16 protein-coding genes, 4 tRNA genes and 4 pseudogenes are annotated in these 24,671 nt (G+C 63.4%); 8 read left to right on the top strand and 16 right to left on the bottom strand.

Translation table 11 applies throughout. From position 1 onward, the window contains the following. Positions 1-128: 128 nt before the first annotated feature. The gene (locus tag ACZ5KU_RS23210; protein ID WP_464736340.1) at positions 129-2,342 is read right to left on the bottom strand and encodes a DNA internalization-related competence protein ComEC/Rec2; all 2,214 of its coding nucleotides are present in this window, start codon (positions 2,340-2,342) and stop codon (positions 129-131) included. Positions 2,343-2,478: 136 nt separating this feature from the next. On the opposite strand from ACZ5KU_RS23210, the gene ACZ5KU_RS23215 reads away from it, so the two are divergent. Then, positions 2,479-3,000 carry a DUF2062 domain-containing protein gene (locus ACZ5KU_RS23215; protein WP_054061435.1) on the top strand — a complete coding sequence of 174 codons (522 nt, stop codon included), beginning with the start codon at positions 2,479-2,481 and terminating at the stop codon, positions 2,998-3,000. Between the two features lie 150 nt (positions 3,001-3,150). Here the strand turns inward: ACZ5KU_RS23215 and ACZ5KU_RS23220 are convergent, their stop codons facing one another. From ACZ5KU_RS23220 to ACZ5KU_RS23235, 4 genes are all read right to left on the bottom strand, one after another. Next, positions 3,151-3,930 (bottom strand): ABC transporter permease, encoded by a 780-nt coding sequence (locus tag ACZ5KU_RS23220; RefSeq protein ID WP_419735413.1) that lies wholly within the window; start codon positions 3,928-3,930, stop codon positions 3,151-3,153. Beyond that, positions 3,927-4,859 carry an ABC transporter ATP-binding protein gene (locus tag ACZ5KU_RS23225; RefSeq protein ID WP_054061437.1) on the bottom strand — a complete coding sequence of 311 codons (933 nt, stop codon included), beginning with the start codon at positions 4,857-4,859 and terminating at the stop codon, positions 3,927-3,929. The genes ACZ5KU_RS23220 and ACZ5KU_RS23225 overlap by 4 nt, the downstream gene beginning before the upstream one ends. A gap of 179 nt (positions 4,860-5,038) precedes the next feature. Further along, positions 5,039-5,662: a glutathione S-transferase family protein gene (locus tag ACZ5KU_RS23230; protein WP_054061438.1), complete on the bottom strand. Its 624-nt coding sequence runs from the start codon at positions 5,660-5,662 to the stop codon at positions 5,039-5,041. Positions 5,663-5,705: 43 nt separating this feature from the next. Beyond that, complete coding sequence (locus ACZ5KU_RS23235) at positions 5,706-6,365, bottom strand: transglutaminase-like domain-containing protein (protein WP_464736341.1); 660 nt, start codon at positions 6,363-6,365, stop codon at positions 5,706-5,708. A 227-nt stretch (positions 6,366-6,592) separates the two neighbouring features. Between ACZ5KU_RS23235 and ACZ5KU_RS23240 the strand changes: the two are divergent. Next, positions 6,593-9,039 (top strand): annotated as a pseudogene (locus tag ACZ5KU_RS23240) (acyl-CoA dehydrogenase). Positions 9,040-9,148: 109 nt separating this feature from the next. Beyond that, positions 9,149-9,556 (top strand): PA2817 family protein, encoded by a 408-nt coding sequence (locus ACZ5KU_RS23245; RefSeq protein WP_017905788.1) that lies wholly within the window; start codon positions 9,149-9,151, stop codon positions 9,554-9,556. Between the two features lie 88 nt (positions 9,557-9,644). On the opposite strand, the gene ACZ5KU_RS23250 is transcribed toward ACZ5KU_RS23245, so the two are convergent. Beyond that, entirely contained in the window at positions 9,645-10,595 is a 951-nt protein-coding gene (locus ACZ5KU_RS23250; RefSeq protein ID WP_054063015.1) for a LysR family transcriptional regulator, read from the bottom strand. Between the two features lie 118 nt (positions 10,596-10,713). Here ACZ5KU_RS23250 and ACZ5KU_RS23255 point away from each other — a divergent pair, with 118 nt between their 5' ends. Both ACZ5KU_RS23255 and ACZ5KU_RS23260 read left to right on the top strand, forming a co-directional pair. Beyond that, a complete protein-coding gene (locus tag ACZ5KU_RS23255; RefSeq protein WP_054061408.1) occupies positions 10,714-11,355 on the top strand; it encodes a LysE family translocator in 642 nt (213 codons plus the stop codon). Between the two features lie 174 nt (positions 11,356-11,529). Further along, positions 11,530-13,265: pseudogene (locus ACZ5KU_RS23260) on the top strand (dipeptidase). Between the two features lie 270 nt (positions 13,266-13,535). Here the strand turns inward: ACZ5KU_RS23260 and ACZ5KU_RS23265 are convergent. The 6 genes from ACZ5KU_RS23265 to ACZ5KU_RS23290 form a co-directional block, all read right to left on the bottom strand. After that, on the bottom strand, positions 13,536-13,829 hold the full coding sequence (locus ACZ5KU_RS23265) for a type II toxin-antitoxin system RelE/ParE family toxin (protein ID WP_054061410.1): 294 nt from the start codon (positions 13,827-13,829) through the stop codon (positions 13,536-13,538). Continuing rightward, positions 13,817-14,089 carry a CopG family ribbon-helix-helix protein gene (locus ACZ5KU_RS23270; protein ID WP_054061411.1) on the bottom strand — a complete coding sequence of 91 codons (273 nt, stop codon included), beginning with the start codon at positions 14,087-14,089 and terminating at the stop codon, positions 13,817-13,819. The genes ACZ5KU_RS23265 and ACZ5KU_RS23270 overlap by 13 nt, the downstream gene beginning before the upstream one ends. 437 nt (positions 14,090-14,526) lie before the next feature. Further along, positions 14,527-14,602: transfer RNA gene (locus ACZ5KU_RS23275), tRNA-Gly, on the bottom strand. A gap of 3 nt (positions 14,603-14,605) precedes the next feature. Next, a tRNA-Glu gene (locus ACZ5KU_RS23280) sits at positions 14,606-14,681 on the bottom strand. Positions 14,682-14,783: 102 nt separating this feature from the next. Beyond that, positions 14,784-14,859, bottom strand: a tRNA-Gly gene (locus ACZ5KU_RS23285). 2 nt (positions 14,860-14,861) lie between these two features. Continuing rightward, a tRNA-Glu gene (locus tag ACZ5KU_RS23290) sits at positions 14,862-14,937 on the bottom strand. A gap of 347 nt (positions 14,938-15,284) precedes the next feature. Here ACZ5KU_RS23290 and ACZ5KU_RS23295 point away from each other — a divergent pair. Beyond that, a complete protein-coding gene (locus tag ACZ5KU_RS23295) occupies positions 15,285-16,049 on the top strand; it encodes a hypothetical protein (protein WP_081006129.1) in 765 nt (254 codons plus the stop codon). A 243-nt stretch (positions 16,050-16,292) separates the two neighbouring features. Here ACZ5KU_RS23295 and ACZ5KU_RS23300 read toward each other — a convergent pair whose 3' ends face one another. Continuing rightward, on the bottom strand, positions 16,293-16,637 hold the full coding sequence (locus ACZ5KU_RS23300; RefSeq protein WP_017901935.1) for a YggL family protein: 345 nt from the start codon (positions 16,635-16,637) through the stop codon (positions 16,293-16,295). 232 nt (positions 16,638-16,869) lie between these two features. Between ACZ5KU_RS23300 and dacB the strand changes: the two genes are divergently transcribed. Continuing rightward, positions 16,870-18,327 (top strand): D-alanyl-D-alanine carboxypeptidase/D-alanyl-D-alanine endopeptidase, encoded by a 1,458-nt coding sequence (gene dacB / locus ACZ5KU_RS23305; protein WP_054061413.1) that lies wholly within the window; start codon positions 16,870-16,872, stop codon positions 18,325-18,327. A 37-nt stretch (positions 18,328-18,364) separates the two neighbouring features. Here dacB and ACZ5KU_RS23310 read toward each other — a convergent pair. After that, positions 18,365-20,313 (bottom strand): annotated as a pseudogene (locus ACZ5KU_RS23310) (sensor domain-containing diguanylate cyclase). Between the two features lie 123 nt (positions 20,314-20,436). Continuing rightward, positions 20,437-22,652: pseudogene (gene rlmKL, locus ACZ5KU_RS23315) on the bottom strand (bifunctional 23S rRNA (guanine(2069)-N(7))-methyltransferase RlmK/23S rRNA (guanine(2445)-N(2))-methyltransferase RlmL). A 619-nt stretch (positions 22,653-23,271) separates the two neighbouring features. On the opposite strand from rlmKL, the gene rmf reads away from it, so the two are divergent. After that, positions 23,272-23,487 carry a ribosome modulation factor gene (gene rmf, locus ACZ5KU_RS23320; RefSeq protein WP_010448881.1) on the top strand — a complete coding sequence of 72 codons (216 nt, stop codon included), beginning with the start codon at positions 23,272-23,274 and terminating at the stop codon, positions 23,485-23,487. Positions 23,488-23,620: 133 nt separating this feature from the next. Here the strand turns inward: rmf and ACZ5KU_RS23325 are convergent, their stop codons facing one another. Beyond that, positions 23,621-24,643, bottom strand: coding sequence for a quinone-dependent dihydroorotate dehydrogenase (locus ACZ5KU_RS23325; RefSeq protein ID WP_054063017.1), 1,023 nt, complete (start codon positions 24,641-24,643; stop codon positions 23,621-23,623). Positions 24,644-24,671: the final 28 nt, after the last annotated feature.

Consider the following 24,671-nt stretch of genomic DNA (forward strand, 5'->3'; position numbering starts at 1 on the left):
ACATAGGGGTCGGCCGGGCCGAAGAACGTGATGTCGCATCAGGGAGCGGTTTAATAACCCTGGGCTATTTGAATCACGCTGCACCGGCACCCCCACAAGGGGACTGGAGTGCTCAGCTCTCTATCGGATCAACGCCAGAATCGCTTGTCCTCGCGCTGCGACTGCGCATCGCCAAAAGCCCCCAGCACCAGGCGCACCGCACCCTGCTCGGCACTGTCATGTACGGCCATCCCCAATGCCTGGTAACGAGCCATCACCTGCGGATGCGGATGGCCGAAGCTGTTTCCACGACCCCGGGAAATCAGCACGGCCCTCGGCGCCAGTCGCTGGAGAAAGCTCATCGACGAGGAACTGCGGCTGCCATGATGAGGGGCCTGCAGCCAGTCGGTGGCGACCGCCAGCGGACTGTCCAGCAAGGCCTGCTCGGCGTGGGTGTCGATGTCTCCGGTCAGCAGCAGCCGCTCCCCCCGGGCCTCGATCTGCAGCACGCAGGAACGCTGGTTGCTGTCCTGCGCCGCGGCCCATTGCCAGAGCCCGAAACTCACTCCGTCCCATTGCCAGCGCTCGCCACTGGGGCAGGTACCGGCATGCAGGGGTGCCGGCAATCCCGGGGCATCACCACTGATCACCCGGTTCACCGGCATACCGTTGCGGACCGCCAGGGCACCACCGGCATGGTCGGCATCGGCGTGACTGATCAGCATCAGGTCAAGCTCGCGTACCCCCAGCTTGCGCAGCGTCGGCAGGACCACCCGCTGGCCCAGGTCGAACGCGCCGAAGCGCGGCCCCGCGTCATACAGCAGGTTGTGATGGCGGGTACGGACCAGGATCGCCAGGCCTTGCCCGACGTCCAGTTGCCAGATTTCGGCCTGCCCTTGCGGCACCCTGGACGGCGGCGAGCACAACACCATGGCCACCAGCGGCCAGCCCAGGGGCCGTAACGGCACGCCCGCGGGCAGCAACAACAGCAGAACACCCAGGCTGCCCAGGCCCCAGGCCCAGGGTGCAAGGGTCCCGGGTAGCCAGGCCGGTACCCGTGTCGCCACCTGGGCCAACCCCTGGAACAGGATTTCCAGCAGGCCGCCGGCCAGCCACAACAGCGCTTCACCGATCCAGGGCAGCGTCAAGGTCAGGGTCCCAAGCAAGGCCAGCGGCAGTACCGCAAGGCTGATCCAGGGCACCGCAACCAGGTTGACCCACGGGCCGCTGAGGCTGATGGGCAGGCCGAGCACCAGCAGCCACGGCAGCAGGCCGAGGGCGATGGTCCATTGCGCGCGGGTCCAGGTTTGCCAGAGGTTCCAGGCCCCCAGCCGGCCGGCGAAACAGAAGATCAGCACCGCCACTGCGGCGAACGACAGCCAGAAACCCGGTCGCAGGCTGGCCAGGGGCTCGACCAGCAGGACCAGGTTCAGCGCCACCAGCAACGGCCACGACACCCCCAGATGGCGGTAGCGCAGGCGCCAGAGCAGCACCATGCCGATCATCGCGCAGGCCCGGCGCACCGGGACGCCAAAGCCGGCCAGCAATCCGTAGCCCAGCGCCGCGGCAAAGGCCAGGCCGCAGGCCCAGGGTAGCCAGGGCAGGTGCCGCGGCCACAGGCCATAACGCGCCAGCCCCGCCACCAGGGCATAGACCAGCGCGGCGAACAGCCCGATATGCTGCCCGGAAATCACCAGCAGGTGCACGGTGCCGGTGTCCTGCAGGACGCGCCAGGTGTCAGGCGACAAACCCGAACCATCGCCCAGCACCAGCGCCACCAGGGTCGCCGACTGCCCCCAGGCATCGACCGCCAGCAGGCGCTGGCGAATCCCGTCGCGCCAGGACCCTGGCGATGCGGCCAGTCGCTGGCCGTCCTTGATGGTACCGGTGGCGCCGATCCGCTGAGCCAGCAACCAGGCCTCACGGTCGAAGCCATGGGGATTGAGCAGCCCGCTCGGCGACTTGAGCTTGACCGCCAGCCGCCAGCGCTCGCCACTGCCGACCGCGGGCCCGCCGTACCAGGCCAGGCGCATGCGCCGCGGCAGCAGCGTGCGCCGGGAGCTCGCGTCTTCCAGCACGAAGCGTTGCACCGCTCCATCGTTTTCCGGCAGTCCCACCACCTGCCCTTCCAGCCACAGTGTCTGGCCGTCCAGCTCCGCTGCCAGGCGGTCACTCAAGGCCAGGTGAGCCTGCAGGCAGGCCCAACTGAAACCGAACAGCACCAGCGCGACCGGATAGCTGCGAAACGGCAACAGCATCAGGCCGAGCAGCGACAACACCGGCAGCCACCCGAGCGGCGGCAACTGCGGCAGAAAACGCAGGCTCAGCAGGCCCGCCGCCAGCGCCAACATCCCTGTGCGCATCTCTCACTCCATGAACCCGTTCAGTTCTCGGAATAGCCCGATTGGCCGGCAGCTGCTTTATCAATTGTCACAATGTCTGAATGGGTCGTCAGTAGAATCCGGGCATACTGCCCGCTTGAACCGACCGAGAAGCCCTATGCCGCGTCGCCTATTCAAACGCTACATGCCCGACCCGCAGAGCATCCGCGAACACAAGCACTTACGATTTTTCGGCCGGCTGCTCCACGATCCGAACCTCTGGCACCTCAATCGCCACTCGGTGTCACGGGCCATGGCGGTCGGCCTGTTCGCCGCACTGATACCCATCCCGTTGCAGATGCTGCTGGCGGCGTGCCTGGCGATTTTTCTGCGCGGCAACCTGCCGATCGCCGTCAGCCTGGTGTGGCTGACCAACCCGCTGACCATGCCGCCGATCTTCTATTGCACCTACAAGCTGGGAAGCTGGGTGATGAACCTGCCGCCACGCAGCCTGCCGGACGAACTGACCTGGGCGTGGATCAGCGACCAGCTGTCGACGCTGTGGCAGCCGTTCCTGCTGGGCTCGGTGCTGTTGGGATTGGTGATGGCGGCCCTCGGTTACTGCCTGACCATGGGTTATTGGCGCTGGTGGGTGGCCCGGCAGTGGCAGCGGCGCCGGGAACAGCGCCGCCCCAAATGAATACCGCCCCCTGTAGGAGCGTGGCTTGCCCGCGAAGAGTTCCTTGAGAACGCCAAGAGCTTCGCGGGCAAGCCACGCTCCTACAAGGTTGCGCTGTACCAAAGAAATCGGGGCGCCCCGGCCCGCCAGGCATGCCAGGGTCGCCTGGGCTTACTGGCGCATGCCGCGCCCGCTGACCAGCAGCCGCGCGCAACCGAAATACAGCACCACGGTCGCCAGCAGCATGAAGGCGATGGCCACGCTGATACGGATGTCCGATACCCCTAAAATGCCATAGCGGAAGGCGTTGACCATGTGCAGCACCGGGTTGGCCAGCGATACGGTCTGCCAGAACGGCGGCAGCAGGCTGATGGAGTAGAACACCCCGCCCAGGTAGGTCAGTGGCGTCAGCACGAACGTCGGGATGATCGAGATGTCGTCGAAGTTGCGCGCGAACACCGCGTTGATGAACCCCAGCAGCGAGAAGATCGTCGCCGTCAGCACCACCACCAGAAGGGTCACGCCCAGGTGATGGACCTGCAGGTGGGTGAAGAACAGCGACAGCAGGGTCACGATGATCCCCACCATCAGGCCGCGCAGCACACCGCCCAGGGTGTAGCCGATGAGGATGGTGTGCGGCGAAACCGGCGACACCATCAGTTCCTCGATCGAACGCTGGAACTTGCTGCCGAAGAAGCTCGAGACCACGTTCCCGTAGGAGTTGGTGATCACCGACATCATGATCAGCCCCGGCACGATGTACTCCATGTAGGTAAAGCCACCCATGTCGCCGATCTGCCGGCCGATCAGGTTCCCGAAGATCACGAAGTACAGGACCATGGTGATGGCCGGCGGCAGCAGGGTCTGCGGCCAGATCCGCATGAAGCGCCGCACTTCCCGATAGACGATGGTGTTGAGGGCGACCAGGTTGGCCTGCAGCTCCGAACTCATACCGCCACCTTCGACAGATTCTTTTCTACCAGTGACACGAACAGTTCCTCAAGGCGATTGGTTTTGTTACGCAGGCTGAGGACCTCGATCTGCTGCGTGGCCAGTTGGCCGAACAGTTCGGTGATGCCCACGGATTTGTCCACCTGCACTTCCAGGGTATGGCTGTCGAGCAGCTTGCTCGGGTAGCCGATCAGGCTAGGTGCGACGGTTTGTGCATGCTTGAGGTCGAGCAGGAAGGTCTCGACATGCAACTGGCTGAGCAACTGGCGCATGCTGGTGTTCTGGACGATGGTGCCGTGATCGATGATGCCGATGTTGCGGCACAGCTGTTCGGCCTCTTCCAGGTAATGGGTAGTGAGGATGATGGTGATGCCCTTCTCGTTCAGCTCGGTGAGAAAGGTCCACATCGAACGACGCAACTCGATGTCGACCCCGGCGGTCGGCTCGTCGAGGATCAGCAGGCGCGGCTCGTGCACCAGTGCCCGGGCGATCATCAGCCGGCGCTTCATGCCGCCGGACAGCGAACGGGACGGCACGTCGCGCTTGTCCCACAGGCCCAACTGGGTCAGGTACTGCTCGGCGCGCTCCTTGGCGACCTTGGCCGGGATACCGTAGTAGCCGGCCTGGGTCACGACGATGTCGAAGGTCTTCTCGAACTGGTTGAAGTTGAACTCCTGCGGCACCACGCCAATGCTGCGCTTGAGTGCGGCGGGTTGCCGGTCCAGGTCGTGGCCGAAGACATTCACCGTGCCGCTGGTTTTGTTCACCAGGGTCGAGAGAATGCCGATGGTGGTGGATTTGCCGGCACCGTTGGGGCCGAGCAAGGCGAAGAAATCACCTTCGGCGACGTCCAGATCGATACCACTCAGGGCCTGGAAACCGTTGCCGTAGGTTTTGGTTAGCTGCCGGATGGACAGAGCGGAACTCATAGCGGACGATGCACCAAGAAGGAAGGAAAAAGTCGGGAAACTGCGCGAAAACCAACCGCATGGCCGGCCTTCCATAGCCCCATATAAGGGCACGCCGGGTCGTGAACAATAGCGGCGCGCCAGGACTATGGTGCTTGGCTACGCCGCACAAGTACAGCAACCCGCGTTAATAGTAGCTATTAAGTCAAAGCGGTCATGACCGCACGCTGGTAGGCCGGACGTTGCTTGAGGCGCTCGTACCAGGCACTCAAATGGGGCAACTCCGGTCGTTCGATGGGCATCTCGAACCAGGCGTAGATGAAGCTGCCCAGGGGAATGTCGCCCAGGCCGATCTCCTGGCCGGACAGGTAGGGCTGCTGCGCCAGAGCCCGGTCGGCCATGGCCAGAAGCTCGCCACAGGCTTGCAAGCCGGCGTTGATCGCGGTCCAGTCCTGCTGCTCGGCCGGCGTGCGCATGACGCCCCAGAACACCACGCGAAACGGCGCGACGAAGGACGAGGTAGCCCAGTCCATCCACTGCTCGGCACGGGCCCGCACCTGCAAGTCCGCCGGTGACCAGACCGGGTTGGCGGCGTGCCTGGCCGCCAGGTAGCGGACGATGGCGTTGGATTCCCACAGGACGAAGTCGCCATCCTCGATCATCGGCACCAGGCCATTGGGATTCTTCTCACGGTATTGCGGCGTGTTCACGACACCAAAGGCACCACCGGCATCGATGGACTCGTAGGAAAGTCCCAGCTCCTCGGCAATCCATAGTACTTTCCTGACATTCGACGAATTCTTCCGACCCCAGATCTTCAGCATGACGGCCTCTCACAGGATAAATGCCGACGCAGTCTACGCCCGATCAGCCACGACTCAAATCGCCGCGCATGTCACCTCGCCAGGGCAGCGCGTCGGCGAGGAACAGGTGGGGATAACACTCGGCCAGATGACCGAAGAACAACGCCTGCGGCACATCGGCGAACTGCCCGTGGTCGCGCAGGTATTCCATGTGCCGCTGGCCATCATGGGTGTAGGGATGGAACACACTGTCGCTATGCCCGTCGAATTCCAGCGGTATCACCCCGAAGGCTTCGCACAACCCCTTGTCGAAAGCCGGCGTGGCCTTGACCCAGCGTCCGTCCAGATGGAGCTCGGTATAGCCGTGCATGGCGAACACTTCGCTCTTGAGCAACTCCAGCACCCGGGGCGTCGACAGGTGATTGCGTACGTCCGCCAGGCCGATCCGGGCCGGGATCCCGCAGTGCCGGGCGCAGGCGGCAAGCAGGGTCGCCTTGGGCACGCAGTAGCTCTGCCCCAGCGCCAGGGCATGGCTGCCGCACAAGGTCTGCGGGTTGCGGCTGAAGGCGTAGATGTTGTAGCGAACCTCATCACGCACGGCGTAGTACAGACTGATGGCCTGTTCCCTCGGGTCGCGGCTGGCGCCGCGACGACTCTCGGCGAACTCCATCACCGCCGGGTGGTCACTATCGATGAAGCGTCCTGGATTCAGATACTCGTGCATGAGCGCAGTCCCCGTGGCCAGTCTCGAGTCTAGCCCCGTGCCCTGCGCGCCGGGCACGACGATTCGGCCAAGTCACAGACCCACCGTGCCTTTCTTGCGGGCAGTGCGCGGCGGCATCCGTCCGGCGGCCCGCTCCCACCGATCTGGATACACAGCCCCGGCATCCGGCTTGCCGGATGCCGACTAAGCTCTGAAGTGTTTTTGCCCTGTCTCATGGAGGATTGAATATGCTGCTGTTGTGGATACTGGTTCTGCTGCTCGGCGTCGCCTACCTGGCACACCGGCGCATCGCCGCGCTGCCCGCCCTTGGCGCAGTGGCGCTGTATCTCCTGGCGATGGGAACCCTCGGTCATGCCCCCGGCGGCCTGATGCTGGTGCTCTGGTTGATCCTCGCGACGGTCGCCGCCCCCCTGTTGCTGCCCGACCTGCGCCGCCGGTTGTTCACGGCTCCGCTGTTCGCCTGGTTCCGCAAGGTCCTGCCGCCGATGTCCGCGACCGAACGCGATGCCATCGATGCCGGCACCGTGTGGTGGGATGGCGAGCTGTTCAGCGGTCGCCCGGACTGGAACAAGCTGCTGGCCTATCCCAAGGCGCAACTGACCGAGGAAGAGCAGGCCTTCATCGACGGCCCGACCGAAGAACTCTGCGCCATGGTCAGCGACTGGCAGATCGGCCAGGACATGGATCTGCCGCCGCAAGCCTGGGCGCATATCAAGGAGCACGGCTTCTTTGCCCTGATCATTCCCAAGGAGTACGGCGGCAAGGGCTTCTCTGCCTACGCCCACTCCCAGGTGGCGATGAAGCTGGCGACCCGCAGCGGCGACCTGGCCTCCACCGTCATGGTCCCCAACTCCCTGGGGCCGGCGGAACTGCTGCTGCATTACGGTACCGAAGCGCAACGCGACCATTATCTGCCACGCCTGGCCCGCGGCGACGACATCCCCTGCTTCGCCCTGACCGGGCCACTGGCGGGCTCCGATGCCGGGGCGATGCCGGATACCGGCGTGGTCTGCAAGGGCGACTGGAACGGTGAGGAGGTCCTCGGCCTGCGCCTGAACTGGGAAAAGCGCTACATCACCCTCGGCCCCGTCGCCACCCTGCTCGGCCTGGCGTTCAAGGCTCACGACCCGGACCATCTGCTCGGTGAGCAGGAGGACCTGGGGATCAGCCTCGCGCTGATCCCCACCGATACCCGGGCGTCGAGATCGGCCGTCGTCACCTGCCGCTGGGCGCCGCCTTCATGAATGGCCCGAACGCCGGCAAGGACGTGTTCATCCCCCTGGACTACCTCATCGGCGGCCGGGACATGCTCGGCAAGGGCTGGATGATGCTGATGAACTGCCTGTCGGTGGGCCGCTCGATCTCGCTGCCGGCGGTCGGCACCGGCGCGGCCAAGTTCACCAGCCTGGTCACCGGCCAGTACGCGCAGGTGCGCGAGCAGTTCAACGTGCCGCTGGCCGCCTTCGAAGGCATCCAGGAGGCCCTGGCACGAATCGGCGGCAATGCCTGGCTGATGGACAGTGCGCGGATGCTCACCGCCAATGCCGTGGACCTGGGCGAGAAGCCCTCGGTGCTGTCGGCCATCCTCAAGTACCACCTGACCGAACGCGGCCGCGAGTGCATCGGCCACGCCATGGATGTCCACGGCGGCAAGGGCATCATCATGGGCCCCAACAACTACCTGGGCCGCAGTTGGCAAGGTGCGCCGATCTTCATCACCGTCGAAGGCGCGAACATCCTCTCGCGCAACCTGATGATCTTCGGCCAGGGGGCGATTCGCTGCCATCCGTTCGTGCTCAAGGAAATGGCCCTGGCCGCCCGCGAGGACCACGACCAGGCACTGAAGGAGTTCGACGGCTTGTTGCTGCGGCATATCGGCTTTGCCGTGGGCAATGCCGGCAGCAGCCTGCTGCTGAACCTCGGGCTCGGACACTTCGAAGCGGCACCGGGCAACCGCCTGAGCCAGAAATATTTCCGGGCCCTGAATCGCCAGGCGGCGGCCTTCGCCCTGCTGGCAGACCTGAGCATGATGCTGCTCGGTGGCGAGCTGAAACGCCGCGAGCGGTTGTCAGCCCGCCTGGGCGATGTGCTCAGCCACCTGTATCTCGGCTCGGCGGCGCTCAAGCGTTATCACGACCTGAACTCGCCGCAAGCACTCGACCCGCTGCTGGCCTGGGCCCTGGAAGAAAGCCTCGGCCATGCCGAACGGGCCCTGGACGAACTGCTGCGCAACTTCCCAAGCCGAATGCTCGGTTGCCTGTTGCGGGTCATCGTGTTCCCGTTCGGCCGCCGGCATACCGGGCCGTCGGACGCCCTCGACGCCGAAGTCGCCGCCGTGCTGGGCCGAGCCAAGGGCGATCCGGCCCTGGAAGCGATCCTCGCCGGCTGCTATCGCCCGCAAGCGGCGGACGATCCGGTGGGTGCCCTGCAGCAAGCCCACGACCTGTTGGCCGCCAGCCATGAAGCGCAGAAAAAACTGCACACGGCACTCAGGAGCGGCCAGCTCGCGCCGGCCCCCGGGGAATCGGCGATCGATGCGGGCCTGGAAGCCGGAGTGCTGCAACCACGCGAGGCGCAAGCCTTGCGCGAAGCCGAAGCGGCACGGCGCAGGGTGATCGACGTGGACGACTTCAGCAAGGAGGAACTGAGCCCGAGCGCGGGCAAGGTGCGCTGACAGCCCAGCGGCCGGCGACGCTCCGTCCGTCGCCCAGCCTCGCCCGACGGGACAACAGGCGTGCGGAGCTTTATACTCCCGCGCCTGTTTTATTCTTGAGGCCCCTGCCATGTCCAACGTACTTGCCGATCATCTGGTCCTGCTCGACCACCTGCGCAGCATCCTGGTCGCCGTCGGCGAAGCCGAACAGGTGCCCGAGGAAAGCCACGCGTTGTTTCTGGAGCGCTTCGATGAACTGCGCGCGCAACTGCCGGTCGATCCGATCGAAAGCCAGTACCTGGGCCAGGACCTGCTGTGCCAGGTGATCCAGCGCTACCCGCAGATCGCCCATCTGGTCCCGCGCGACCTGCTGTGGTTCTTCGGCGGCGATTGCCTGCACTACATGCCCGACGAGGAACTGGACCTGTACCAGGCCCTGGAAGAGCGCCGCTACGAAGCCGAACAGAACGACGAGCCGTTCGACTGGAACCAGGAAAAGCAGTTGCTGGCGCTGTCGGATCAGGACAGCAAGCACTGATTTCCCGCCTCCCCTCCTCTCCGAGGGTCAATTGCGCCCCGTGGCCTGACGCCGCCCGGCTCCTGCAAGGCCCGTTGCGCCTCCCGGGTCAAGGTGATACCGAGGCCTGGGCGGATTTAAGGGTCGGCTCCCGCGCCAGGCACTCCACCAGATAATCGATGAACACCCGCAACTTCGGCGACAGGTAGGGCGTCGGCGGATACAGCAGCCACAGCCCGCCATGGTAGGACGCGAGGAAAGTCCATTGCGGCAATACCTGCACGATCTCGCCCCGCTCCAGGGCATGTTTGGCCGTGAAATACGGCAGGCTGCCAATGCCGATATGCTGCCGCACCGCGTCCAGCCGCACCCCCGTATGATTGGCCGCATAGCGCCCGCGCACGCCAACCGTCACCGTCTTGCCACCCCGCCTGAATTTCCAGCGCGAATCGTTGGGCGTATCCCCCAGATAGATGCAACTGTGCTCCAACAGGTCATGGGGATGCCGCGGCGTCCCGTGCTCGGCCAGGTAGTGCGGGGTCGCGCACAGCAGGTGCTCGATGGGCATCAACTGGCGCCCCACCAGCCCCACCGGTGGGTGATCGGTGATGCGCAGGATCAGGTCGACATTGTCCTCGATCAGGTCGACGGGACGGTCTTCAAGAATCATCTGCACGTCGACCTGTGGATAACGTCGCAGAAACGCCGGCATGTGCGGGTGCACCACGAAGCGCCCCACCGCCTTCGGCACGCTGACGCGCACCAGGCCTTGCGCCTCATCGGTGTACTGACCGCTGATCTCCATGACCGAGCGGGCCGCATTGACCATCTCCCGGCATCGCTTGAAAGTCTCCTCGCCGCTTTCACTGAGGCGCAGCTTGCGCGTGGTGCGCTGCAGCAGTCGGGTTGCCAGGGCCTTTTCCAGGCGGGCGATCGAGCGGCTGACGGCCGAAGGTGACGAGCCGAGCTGACGGGCCGCCTCGGAGAAACTGCCAGTCTCGACCACCTTGACGAAAATCGCCATTTCGCCGAGCAGTGCCAGGGGTGGATTCATGCTCATGACGCACAGGTCCATTGAGATTTGAGTGGATTATCACATGTCCAGGCCATTTTTATACTGGCCACCGACAAGGCTGATCAGCGCCCCGCCCCTCAACGACTGCCCCGTGGAAACCGTCATGCACTCCCAGTACCTCCCTGAATTCATCGCCCTGGCGACCATCCATTTTCTCGCCGTGGTCGCCCCCGGCCCGGACTTCGCCGTGACCATCCGCCAGAGCGTACGCTTCGGCCGGCTGGTCGGGCTGCTGACGGCCATCGGCATTGGCGCCGGCATCTCGGTGCATGTGCTGTACACGCTGCTGGGCGTCGGCGCATTGATGAACAGCGCACCCTGGCTGCTGCATGTCGCCAAGGTCATCGGGGCCGGCTACATCCTCTACCTGGGCCTCAACCTGCTCAGGAGCAAACCGCAGGCGGCCCGGGCGGACATCGCCGCACAGGCGGCGGATGGAGCGCCGCGCCAGGGCCTGTTCAAGGCCTTTTCAACCGGTTTCCTGACCAACGCCACCAACCCCAAGGCGACGCTGTTCTTCCTGGCGATCTTCACCACGGTGGTCAGCACCTCGACACCGCTGCAGATCCAGGCGCTCTATGGGCTCTGGATGTGCGCCGTCAACGCGCTGTGGTTCATCCTGGTCAGCCTGCTGTTTTCCAGCGAGCGGGTACGCCAGGCCTTCCTGAGAATGGGTCACTGGTTCGAGCGCAGCATGGGCGTCGTGCTGATCCTCTTTGCCGGGCGGCTGGTACTGTCCCTGTAAGCCCGACCGCGCCGACATGGAAGGCGTGCTGCAAGCAGATTTGCACGACAGTTGTGCGAAAAATCGACGGACAAGGGCTCCCTTATCACGCGCTCAAGGTGTTAGCTTGAACAGGTTTTTGTCTGATCGATCAGATATTTCCCACAATCCGCTTGCAAAGGAATGCCTCCTGCAATGAACTTCGCACTCAAACGACTGGCCTGCGCCACGCTGCTGGCCGGTCTCTCGGCGCTCGCCATCCCCGCCTCGGCCAACCTCAGCGCACAACAGAACGAGGCTATTCTCAAGTCCTTCAGCGACACTTCGGTCACGGATTTCCGGCAGTTCCTCGGCAGCCTGGGCAAGAGCGAGCTGGCGAAGAGCGCCAACCTGGGCCCGGCCATCAGCGCGTTCCTGGGCGACAAGAGCCTGCCCCCGAACAGCAGAACGAGATCCACCGCCTGCTCGGCCTGTATGCACGGGTGAAGTATGGCAAGGCCGCCACCGAAACCCTGCGCGAACTGGTCGAGATCCCGACCTTTCGCGTCGACGGCGTGGAGCAGCACGACAACCCGGAGTTCATCCGGATCGCCGACAGGATCAAGAGCCTGGCACAGTCCTTCAACCTGAACTTTCGCAACATCGACAACCGCGTCTACGAAATCTCCCTCGACGGCAGCGGCAAGGAAGTCGTAGGTATTCACGCCCATGCCGACGTAGTGCCGGTGACCCCGGAGAATTGGGTCCTGAAGGACGGCACCCGCCTTGATCCCTTCAAGGTCACCCTGATCGGCGACCGCATGTATGGCCGCGGCACCGAGGATGACAAGAACGGTATCGTGGTGGCGCTCTACGCGATGAAGATCATCAAGGAAGAGAAGCTGCCGCTGGCAAGAAACTTCAAGCTGCTGATCGACACCACCGAGGAAACCAGCGGTGACGCCATCCCCTACTACTTCGAACGCAACCCGACCCCCGACTACAACCTGGCGCTGGATGGCGGCTACCCGGTGGTGATCGCCGAAAAAGGCTACGGCACCGTCATGGCCCGCTTTAGCCGGCGCGCTGCCGAAGGCCAGGGCGCCGAGATCACCGCGCTGACCGGCGGCCTGGCGACCAACCAGATCCCTTCGGCATCGGTCGCCACCCTGGTCACCGACCAGCCTGCCGAACTGGCTGCCAGCCTGCAGAAGGCCGGCGCCGAGTATGTCAGGCAACATGGCGACAACTTCGAGGTGACTGCCAAGGTTGCCGGCAAGGATGTCACGCTGACCGTCACCGGCGTTTCCGCCCACTCCTCCGAACCCGAATCGGGCGTCAACCCGGTGGCGCGGATGCTGGACTTCATCCACAGCCTGGACGGCAAGGTCGCGCTCAAGCACAACCACATCACCGATGCCGCCCGCTACGCCGCCGACAACTGGGGGCTGGACTACCTGGGCAACAAGCTGGGCGTCGGTTTTGCCGATGACTTCATGGGCCCGCTGACCACCTCGCTGACCTATGTCGGGCTGGATGAAAAGGTTCTCAAGCTGGCGGTCAACCTGCGGGTACCGAAGGGCAGGAGCCCGCAGGTGCTCAAGTCCGAAATCGCCGAAAAGCTCGAGGCCTGGAGCAGCAAGACCCATGTGGCAGTGACCTTCGACTACAAGATCGCCGAACCGATGTACCGCAACCCCGAGGGTGAGTGGGTCAAGGCACTGCTTGCGGTGGCCAGCGAGAACCTCGGCATGCCGCACAGGTTCGGCACCTCCGCCGGTGCGACTTCGGTCCATGAACTGCCCAATGGTGTGCAGTTCGGCCTGGCCCGGCCGGAGGTCAAGTACACCGGGCACACCGACAACGAGTTCAAGACGGTGGAGCAGTTCCAACTGGACCTGCAGATCGTCACCGAGATGATGGGCCGCATCGGGCAGTTGCCGAAGCTCTGATGGCATTCAGGGCCCGCGGCTACAGCGGGTCCTTTCTTCATGCAGTCCGGAACACAACCTTGCAGCACCGACCCGGCGACTCTAGGCTATGTACGAAATCGCTTGAAACTTGGTTATGCGGCGTTAAAAACCGGCTCGGAATGCTCATTTACTCCAGTAAACTCCGCTTCCTCGCCGGTTTTTGCCTTGCCTAACCTGCGTTTCAAACAATTTCGTACACAGCCTAGACCTGGTCGGTGAACACGACTCATGTCGGCCAATCAGTGCCTGTCAGTAACCCGCTTCCCGCTGATGCCGGAAGGCCAGGACATACACCGCTTCTTCCGCAGGAACAAAGCGGTAGAGTGCAACATAGCCGCCATCACCAAAAGCAATGACCAGCTCGCGCAACTCAGGTAATTCAACGAAGGGTCTACCTATGAGTGGATCCGTCTCCAGACGCATCAATTGCTGCTCAATGACTTGAGCCGCCCTGCGTGAGACCTGACGATCCTTATCCAGCAGAAAACAACGGCAACGCTCCAACCCTTCAGCGGCAACCGCCGTCACAATCAATCGTGGCACTTGGGAAGCTCCGATTCTTCCTCGGTCCCCCAGGTTTTAAGCCAGTCGCGGGTCTCGGTCCCGGTCAAATGCTGTCCCGTTTCCTGGTAGGCCCTCCACGAGGCCAACGCTTCCTGCTTGAAACTTTCCCGCGCCTCCTCTCGCTCCACATACTGAGAGATAGCTTCACGCATGATCCAGTGCGCCGAGCGTTGTCGGGCTCCCGCCAGTTGCTGGATGCGGAGCTTCAAGTCCTCATCGATCTTGATCGAGGTCGCCATGTCGTCTTCTCATATATTCATAGGTATCACCTTTGAATAAGGTAACAAGCACACTGTACCCCGTCCATTCATCCAACAGCAGCCTGATGAACGGGTACGAGCCACTCTCGAGCCTGGCAAAAAGAAAAGGCCTACGAAATAACAAGACACATACATCTATTGCGTAGGCAGGGTCCGACTACTAGATTTGGGAGCAATTCTCCCAGGCACGGCAGGACTGCGCCGCCGGTGACAACCGACACGCGTTCGAAACAGGCTTCCTGTTTCGCCTGCAGGAGCAGTTGCTCGCAACGGCAAGGGAGGGACTGACACACAAGGAGACGACGGCATCGCGATCCGTTCGGACCACCATCAGGCGAGACACTCGTCGCCGAAGACCTGAATAACGCGCACGAACAAAAACGCCGCTCATTGCTGAGCGGCGTTTTCATTTAATTTGGAGCGGGAAACGAGACTCGAACTCGCGACCCCGACCTTGGCAAGGTCGTGCTCTACCAACTGAGCTATTCCCGCAAATGGCGTCCCCTAGGGGACTCGAACCCCTGTTACCGCCGTGAAAGGGCGGTGTCCTAGGCCACTAGACGAAGGGGACACGCTACCCGGAACACATGGTGTGTTACGGTGCCCAGAATCACATCCGAAGACCTGACCCTGGTTTCACTCGACCCTGCCCGAAGGCAAGACCGTTTAAAATTGGAGCGGGAAACGAGACTCGAACTCGCGACCCCGACCTTGGCAAGGTCGTGCTCTACCAACTGAGCTATTCCCGCATTGGCGTCCCCTAGGGGACTCGAACCCCTGTTACCGCCGTGAAAGGGCGGTGTCCTAGGCCACTAGACGAAGGGGACACGCTACAACATTCACTCCCTGCCGCGTTTCGCTGTGTGCTTTACGCTGCAAGTGGCGCGCATTCTATGGATGGTTCGCAGGGTCGTCAACCCCCAAAGATAAATTTATTTAAATCAATGACTTCGCCCCGCTTTGCAGCCCTTTTGGAAGCGTTCTCGCGTCCTGGGTTTGACGCCTGTATTCTGGCGCTCGACAAGACGCTATAGTCCGCCAGCCTAAATAGTGGCAATGTGCACATATCTCTGGAGAAGCACTCTGGCGCCGTGCAGCACGTCATTCGACGCTATCAGCGATAACGCCAAGCCACTACACTGATTCTGCACTACACCTTGAAGAGGTCTTAACGGTGACACCACTCATGATCACCCTGCTGGTCGCAGCCGGGATCTTTCTCCTGATCGGCATCGGCTTCCTCAACCATATGGCCGAGAACAGCAAGCTGGAAAAGGCTCGCCTCAAGGTCGAACTCGGTGATCGCCTGCGTCGTTGCGGCGAACTCACCGAAACCTTCCCCGGCCAGTTCATGAGCCCCGGGCTCAAGCTGCTGCTGACGCGCCTGGAACTCAACGTCACCCAGCGCCTGCTGAACATGGAAAAGGGCAACGAGCGCCTCAAGACCCGCATCGCCGAACTCAACGGCCTGGTTGCCCAGGGCGAATCGATCCCGATCAACAATCCAACCGCGCCGATCCAGACCGAAGCCAAGGCCAAGGACGTACGCTTCCTGCTCGAAGCCATGCACAGCCAGATCACCCGCGCCGCACAGGAAGGCTTCCTGCCCGCCAACGAGGCCAAGCAATGGATTCGCGAGGTTCGCCATATCCTGGTGCTGCTGCACATCGAGTTCTTCAACAACCTCGGGCAGCAGGCCTTGCAACAGGAACAACCAGGGCAGGCACGCCTGGCCTTCGAGCGGGGCGCGCAGTACCTGCGCAAGCAGCAGGAACCGGCGATGTATGCCGAACAGCTGCAACTGATGGAAAAACTGCTGGCCCGGGCCAATGCGCTGGTGCTGGAGACATCCCAGCCGGCCGAGGACGATGTGAACGAGTTGACCCAGGGGCTCAAGGAAGTCGAGGCGGACTGGAAGAAGAAGGCGATCTACGACTGAGGCGGGTTGGCGGGGAGAATGGCCGCCGTTGGCGGTTCGCGGGCAAGCCCGGCTCCTGCAGGGGATGGTTGTGGTGCCAACAAGCCTTGGAGCGGAAGCTGTCCGCGAATGGGCTTTCAAGCCAGACTCATGACCTTGGAGCCCCCCAAGAGATCGAACCAGGTTCATGTTTCGACAGGCATAAAAAAACGGACACGCCAGCGTGTCCGTTTTTTTATGCCTGGAGCCAATGCCCGAACGGCATCAGGCTACCGGATTCAGCGGCTTTTCCGGGTACCAGACGTCCAGCAGCGGGCTGACTTCGACCGAGGTCAGTTCGCTGCGGCCCTTGAGCCAGGCTTCAACGGCAGCGCGCTGCTCTTCGGAAACCGAGCCACGCTTGATCAGGCAGACCAGACCGAAGTCATCGCCACCGACATAGCCCAGACCGTTGGCTTCCATGGCTTCCTTCAGGAAAGCGTCGAGGAACGCATCGATAGCCTGTTCACTCAGGTCTTCTTTGAAATCCAGGTTCAGCTCGAAACCCAGCTCTTGAAACTCATCCACGCACAGTTTTTTGCGCAGACGCCGGGAACGGTTGGTCGCCATGAAACAATCCTCAAAAGTAATAACGGGCGGCACTTTAGCAGTTTAAGGGCGCAATTGCCCGGCTCCGTGCGCAACACCGACCGAACGGCAGGAAAAATTCGCGCGAACGCCATGGCCGGCGGCCCCCCACGAGCACCAGCCTGATGCATAATGCCGTCACTTTCATGACCGTTGAGGGCTTTTTTATCCACGCCCTCGTATTTTTCCCCTCGGCTGCAGGGCTTTATTGCACATGACCAAATCTTTACGCCCATGGCTACTCGCCAGTTTTCTCCTGCCCCTGGCACTCCCCGCTTACGCCGCTCCCGTCAACACCACCCTATCCCCCAAAGTCCAGCAGGCGATCAAGGCCAACAAGCTGCAGGACAATGCCCTGTCGCTGGTCACGCTGCCGCTCGACGGCCCCGGCACCCCGACGGTGTTCAACGCCGATGTGTCGGTGAACCCGGCCTCGACCATGAAGCTGATCACCACCTATTCCGCCCTGGAAATGCTTGGCCCCAATCACCAGTGGAAAACCGAGTTCTATACCGACGGCACCCTGAGCGACGGCATCCTCAACGGCAACCTGTACCTCAAGGGCGGCGGCGACCCCAAGCTGAACATGGAAAAGCTCTGGCTGCTGATGCGCGACCTGCGGGCCAACGGCGTGACCCAGGTGACCGGCGACCTGGTGCTCGACCGCAGTTTCTTCGTCCCACCGCAACAACTGCCGGAGTTCGACGACGACGGCAACGACGAGAACCGGCCGTTCCTGGTCAAGCCCGATGCCCTGCTGGTCAACCTCAAGGCGCTGCGCTTCGTGGCCCGCAACGACTCGGGCAAGGTGCTGGTCTCGGTCGAGCCGCCGATCGCCAGCATCCACATCGATAACCAGGTCAAGGTGATCAACGCCAAGCAGTGCAGCGGCGATGTGCGCTACAACCCGGTAACCCAGGCCGACGGTTCGACCACTGTCACCGTCAGCGGCCAATTGGCCGAGGGCTGCAGCTCGCAGACCTACCTGTCGCTGCTCGACCACCCGACCTACACCGCCGGTGCCGTACGCGCCATCTGGAAGGAACTGGGCGGCAGCATCCAGGGCAAGGACCGCCAGGACGTGGTGCCCAAGGATGCCAAGGTCCTGGCCCGCGCCTTCTCGCCGGACCTGACGGAGATCATCCGCGACATCAACAAATACAGTAACAACACCATGGCCCAGCAGTTGTTCCTCAGCCTGGGCGCGAAATTCCGCAACGATGCCGACGGCGACGACGCCAAGGCCGCCCAGCGGGTCATCCGCCAGTGGCTGGCGCAAAAGGGCATCACCGCCCCGCACCTGGTGATGGAAAACGGCTCCGGTCTGTCGCGCTCCGAGCGCGTCAGTGCACGGGAAATGGCCAGCATGCTGCAGGCGGCCTGGAAGAGCCCCTATGCCGCGGAGTTCATCAGTTCGCTGCCGATCACCGGCATGGACGGCACCATGCGCAAGCGCCTGAAACACACGGCGATGTCGGGCGAGGCGCATATCAAGACCGGCACCCTGAACACCGTGCGGGCGATTGCCGGCTTCAGCCGCGACAGCAATGGCACGACCTGGGCGGTGGTGGCGATTCTCAACGATCCGAAACCCTGGGGCGCTTCCTCGATACTCGACCAGGTTCTGCTGGACCTGTATCGCCAGCCACGGCCGGCCCGGTCCGACGACTGACGCCTCTCGTCGAAACGGTGGTGCGGCGACCGGATCCTCAGTCCTGCTCCACCATCACCCGGTCACGGCCATTCTGCTTGGCCAGGTAGACCCCAGAGTCCGCCCGCAGCAACAGGGCGTCGGCCCCTTCCCCCGCCCGCCAGCTGGCGATGCCGAAACTCGCCGTCACCTGGCCGACCCGCTCGAAGGGCGTGGCCCGCAGCCCCAGCCACAACTCCAGGGCCAGGGTCTCGGCCTGTTCGGCGTCGGTATTGGGACACAACACCATGAATTCCTCGCCCCCAGGCGACAGAACACATCGGTGCGTCGCAGGCGATGATTGATCCGCTGGCACAGCTCCTTGAGCACCCGATCGCCTTCGGCATGACCGTACTGATCGTTGATGCGCTTGAAATGATCGATATCGAGCATGATCACCGCCAAGTGGTCAGACCCACGCTGCACCCGCGCCAGCTCGACCCGTAGCCGTTCCTGGAAGTAGCGCCGGTTGTAGATGCCGGTCAGAGAATCGGTGACCGACAGCGCCCGCAGCTCCTCCTCGACCCGCTTGAGATCGGAGATATCCGAGAGGTAGCCGTGCCAGAGCACGGCGCCGTCGGGCAGGCGTTCGGGCGTGGCCTCGCCACGCAACCAGCGCAGCCCACGGGTGGGCAGCAGCACGCGGAATTCCTCGCGCCAGGGGCTGAGCTGCCCCGCCGAAACCTGGATCGAAGCCCGCAGCGGGTCCAGGTCATCCGGGTGTACCCGCTCGAACGCCGGCTCGGCATCCTCCTGCAGGCGTTGGGTATCGACCTCGAACATATCCCCGGTGCCGGCGCTGACATAGACGAAATGCGCACTGCCGTCGAGATTGAGCTGGTACTGATAGATGCTGCCGGGCACGTTGGCACTGAGCTTTTCCAGCAACAGGTCACGGCCGCGCAATTGCGCGGTGCGCTGCTCCACCAGGCGCAGGGCGCGCTGGCGCTGGCTGACCAGGTTGTACAGCAAGGCACTGAGCAGCACGCTCAGGAGCCCACCCAGTACCCCCAGGCTGACCACCGACGAATGATTGGACTGCATGAAGGCTTCGCTGGGGTTGAGGGTCACCTGGTAATCGCGATCGGCCAGCCGCAACAGGCGTACGGCCACCAGTGCACTCTCCGCCGGCGGATTGAGCGACTGGTACAACAGCCCGTGCTCGGCGGCGGTCGACAGGTCGAGAATGCGCACCGACAGATTGTCGTGGCTCTGCTCCGGCAAGCCGTCGGCCACCAGTTGGCGCATGCTGATCACCGCCAGTACGTAGCCAAGGGGCCCCGGTTGCGGCTGCCCGACGGTGGCCGACATGACCACCGGAGCCACCAGCAAGGCCCCACGGGCGTAATCCGGCTCGACGCCTACCAGGTTCAACGGCGGCGAAATCGCCATGAGGCCAGATTGGCGGGCACGCTCCAGGGTCTCCCGGCGCTGGGGTTGCGCCAACAGGTCATGACCCAGCGGCGAGCCGAGGGAGCTTTGGGTCTCGCTGTAGAGCACCGGCACGTACTCGTCCCGTACGCTCGCCGGACGCAGGCGCCCCTGGGCATCGAGCTCCCGGATGGAAAAATCGCCGAACCCCTCGGCCCGGACCCGCCGCTCGAACAGTTTGCGTGCACTGCCTCCGACCCGTGGCGCCCAGGCATAGGCCTGGGTGCGCAGCAGCAGCGGCCGGGCATAACCGGCGAACTCGCGGCGCGACACCACATCGGAGTTGACGAAAAAGCGCCGCAGGCTGTCGAGCCGCTGCACCTGATCGTCGAAGCGCTCCTCGATACGGCTGAAACGCTCGCTGGCCAACAGCTCGAAACGCTGTTGCAACTGGCGCTCATAAAGACCGCGGGTCCCAACGGCCAGCAGCAGCGTCAGCAGCCCACCGCCGAGCAGGACCAGCACGGCGACCAGCCACGCGGAGGCGTCCTCGCTGATAAAGCCAAGAATCTTGGGGCGTACGGCATGCGACGACATAGGCGACAACTCATCACGCCGGCGTGTTTACATCACTTTGGCTTCGACTGAGTTATAGCTATTAGCCAGTAGATTAGCCAGCCCCGGAGCCCGGAAAAACCGGACTCCGGGGCTGCTGACGGATCAGCGGGCGGTGATCTTCCAGGCGCGGTGGATCCTGCTGTTGCGGGCGAAGTCCGGGGCGACGGTCTGGCTGCTGATTTCCTCGACGGCATAGCGCGCGCTGATGTTCTCCTCCAACTGGAACTTGCGGAAGTTGTTGGAGAAATACAGCACGCCACCCGGCGCCAGGCGAGCCATGGCCAGGTCGAGCAGTTGCACATGGTCGCGCTGGACATCGAACACGCCTTCCATGCGCTTGGAGTTGGAGAAGGTCGGCGGGTCGATGAAGATCAGGTCGAACTCGTCGCGGTTGCCTTCGAGCCAGGCCATCACATCACCCTGCTCCAGGCGGTTCTTGTCGGAGAAGCCATTCAGCGACAGGTTGCGTCGTGCCCAGTCCAGGTAGGTCTTCGACAGGTCGACGCTGGTGGTGGTACGCGCCCCCCCTTGGCCGCGTGCACGCTGGCGGTCGCGGTATAGCAGAACAGGTTGAGGAAGCGTTTGCCGGCCGCCTCCTTCTGGATCCGCAGGCGCATCGGCCGGTGGTCGAGGAACAGACCGGTGTCGAGGTAGTCGGTCAGGTTGACCAGCAACTTCACACCACCTTCGCTGACCTCGAGGAACTTGCCCTGGGCGCCCTGGCGCTCGTACTGACGGGTGCCGCTCTGACGCTCGCGACGCTTGATGATCACTCGGCTCTTGTCGACGTTCAGCGCCTGGGGAATCGCCGCCAGGGCATCGAACAGGCGAGCCTGGGCCTTTTCCGGGTCGACCGACTTGGGCGCGGCATATTCCTGGACATGCACCCAGTCGTGATACAGGTCGATCGCCAGGGAGTATTCCGGCATGTCGGCGTCATAGACCCGATAGCAATCCACCCCCTCGCGCTTGGCCCACTTGCCCAGTTGCTTGAGATTCTTCTGCAGGCGGTTGGCGAACATCTGCCCGCCTTCGCTCAGGCGCGCCGGCTCGCTGGCGGGTGCGGCCGCCTTGGCCTCGGCGCCGGCGTCGGCCAGGTCACGCTCGACCTGGCGCTGCTCGGCGGTACGGCGTTCGCCGGTGACGAACTGGTCGGGACGTACCTTGATCAACAGCAGCTTGCACGGCAACGCACCGTTCCAGAACGCATACTGCTTGTGGCTGCGGATGCCCATGCGCTTGCCCAGGTCCGGCGCGCCGGTGAATACCGCCGCCTCCCAGTTCAGGCAGGCCTGGCGCAGGCGCTCGCCGAGGTTCTGGTAGAGATAGAGCAGGCTTGCCTCATCGCCCAGGCGCTCGCCGTAAGGCGGGTTGCAGATCACCAGGCCCTTCTGGTTCTGGTCCGGGCGCGGTTCGAAGGTGCCGACCTCGCCCTGGTAGATCTTGACCCAATCGCTCAGGCCGGCCCGCTCGACGTTGTTGCGCCCCGGCTGGATCAGCCGTGGGTCGGCTTCATAACCGCGAATCCACAGCGGTGGCCTGGCCAGGCCCGCTTCGGCACGGGCGGCGGCCTCGGCATGGACCTTTTTCCACACCGCCGGCACATGCCCCAGCCAGGCATCGAAGCCCCAGTGGGCACGGTTGAGATTCGGCGCGATATCGGCGGCGATCATCGCCGCTTCCACCAGGAAGGTGCCCACGCCACACATCGGGTCGGCCAGGGCCCCCCCTTCGGCGGCGATCCGCGGCCAGCCGGCCCGGATCAGCACCGCGGCCGCGAGGTTTTCCTTGAGCGGCGCGGCGCCCTGCTGCAGGCGATAGCCGCGCTGGTGCAGGCTGTGCCCGGACAGGTCGAGGGAGAGAATCGCCTCGCCACGGTCGAGGCGCAGGTGGATGCGCAGGTCCGGGCTGACCTTGTCGATGGTCGGGCGCGCGCCGGCCGGCGTGCGCAACTTGTCGACGATCGCGTCCTTGACCTTGAGGGCACCGAAGTGGCTGTTGTCGATACCCGAACCGTGACCGCTGAACTCCACCGCCAGGCTGCCATCGGCCAGCATGTGGTCCTGCCAGTCGACATCCAGTACGCCCTGGTAGAGGTCCTCGGCGTTTTTCATCGGGAACCGCTTGAGCACCAGCAGCACGCGGTTGGCCAGCCGTGACCAGATGCACAGCCGGTAGGCCGTCTCCATGGTGGCCTGGCCACGAATGGCCGAGGTGTGCTCGCGCGCCTCCTCAAGGCCAAGCCCGACGGCTTCCTCAAGGAGCAGGCCTTCGAGACCTTTGGGGCAAGTGAGGAAGAGTTCGTAACGATCCGACATGGGAATTCCAGGGCCTTGAGCAGTCAATGAACGGACGACGCATCGCCCGCTCGGTTTCGATCGGACACTTTTCTCGAAGAGTGCCCGTGTGGCGCATCATTACGCCGTTCCACCCCGGCTGATTCCATTTCCCGGCGGCTTGAAAAAGCACGGAATAAAAGGAATTGGACGCCGGAGCAGTTCAATCTTTCCGTAACAAAAAGTCACATCGTGACCCTTCGTCGAATAATACCTGAGTACAACGGGTCGGTATTCGCAGGGGCGAATCAAACTCGTTGTTCATGCAAGGGCTGATCATAGCTGGATTTTCTGCCGTCAGCCGAGCAACTGGCCAGCCGATCTTATCGCCCTAACACTCATATCGTTACGTCCTTATGACAAAACGATCATTCACACGCCCCTGCGCATTGGTTAGAAATCAACTCAGGTTGACGTCGTAATGGCGTCAACAACCCGCCCCAGCCGAATCTCGCCGACCAACGCGTGCGGGTCGTTTCGTGCGGAGCGGAGCCCGCCACGCCGGCAGCGGGCACCAAGCAGATGCAGAGCAATGCAATCTGCGCGACCTCGACGGAGGTCGACGGGACATATAACAGTCAACCAGTGAGGGCAACACCCTATGAGAAGACTCAAGCGTGATCCGTTGGAAAGAGCGTTTTTACGCGGATATCAGTACGGCGTTAACGGCAAATCCCGTGAGCTTTGCCCCTTTACTCTACCGTCGGTGCGCCAAGCCTGGATCAACGGCTGGCGCGAAGGACGTGGCGACAACTGGGACGGTATGACCGGCACCGCGGGCATCCACAGACTCAACGAACTTCACGCTGTCGGCTGATCAGGGCGCATTCCGACACCACAATTCGAGCATGACGATTCAACCAAGCGCGCCCCATCCGGGCGGCGGGCTTCGGCCCAGGGGCTCCAGGTGGAGCCCTTTTTAATGCCCGCGATTCACCTTCCCAGCGCCTTCAGCGACGATAGGCCGCGATAGCGTCCACCGACTCGCGGATCAACGCCGGGCCCTTGTAGATGAAGCCCGAATACAACTGCACCAGGCTCGCACCGGCGGCGATCTTCTCGGCCGCGTGCTCGCCCTCGGTGATGCCGCCTGCGGCGATGATCGGCAGGCGGCCCGCCAGCTCCGCCGCGAGCACCTTGACCGTATGCGTGCTCTTCTCGCGCACCGGCGCACCGGACAGGCCGCCGGCCTCGTCACCGTGAGCCAGGCCCTCGACACCGACCCGGCTCAGGGTGGTGTTGGTGGCGATCACCGCATCCATGCCCGACTCCAGCAGCGCCTGGGCCACCAGTACGGTTTCCTCATCGGTCATGTCCGGGGCGATCTTGATCGCCAGGGGCACATGCTTGCCATGCTGCGTGGCCAGTGCCTGCTGGCGCTGGTGCAGGGCTTCGAGCAACTGCTTGAGCGAATCACCGAACTGCAGGCTGCGCAGGCCCGGGGTGTTCGGCGAGCTGACGTTGACCGTGACGTAGCTGGCATGGGCGTAGACCTTGTCCAGGCAGATCAGGTAGTCGTCGACCGCCCGCTCCACCGGCGTATCGAAGTTCTTGCCGATGTTGATCCCGAGGATGCCGCTGTAGCGCGAGGCACGCACCCGGGCCAGCAGGTTGTCCACGCCCAGGTTGTTGAAGCCCATGCGGTTGATGATCGCCTCGGCCTCGGGCAGGCGGAAGATCCGTGGCTTGGGGTTGCCCGGCTGTGGCCGCGGGGTCACCGTGCCGATCTCGACGAAGCCGAAACCGAGCTGGGAGAAACCGTCGATGGCCGCACCGTTCTTGTCCAGGCCGGCGGCCAGACCTACCGGGTTGGGGAAGTTCAGCCCCATGACGGTCACCGGGCTCGAGGCCGGTGCCTTGCACAGCAGGCCGTTGAGTCCCAGGCGACCGCCCGCACCGATCAGGTCCAGGGACAAGTCGTGGGAAGTTTCCGGGGAAAGTTTGAACAGCAGCTGGCGGGCCAGGTTATACATGGGCGGACATGACTCGGATGGCGGCGAA

Source organism: Pseudomonas sp. Tof1 (assembly GCF_055390395.1).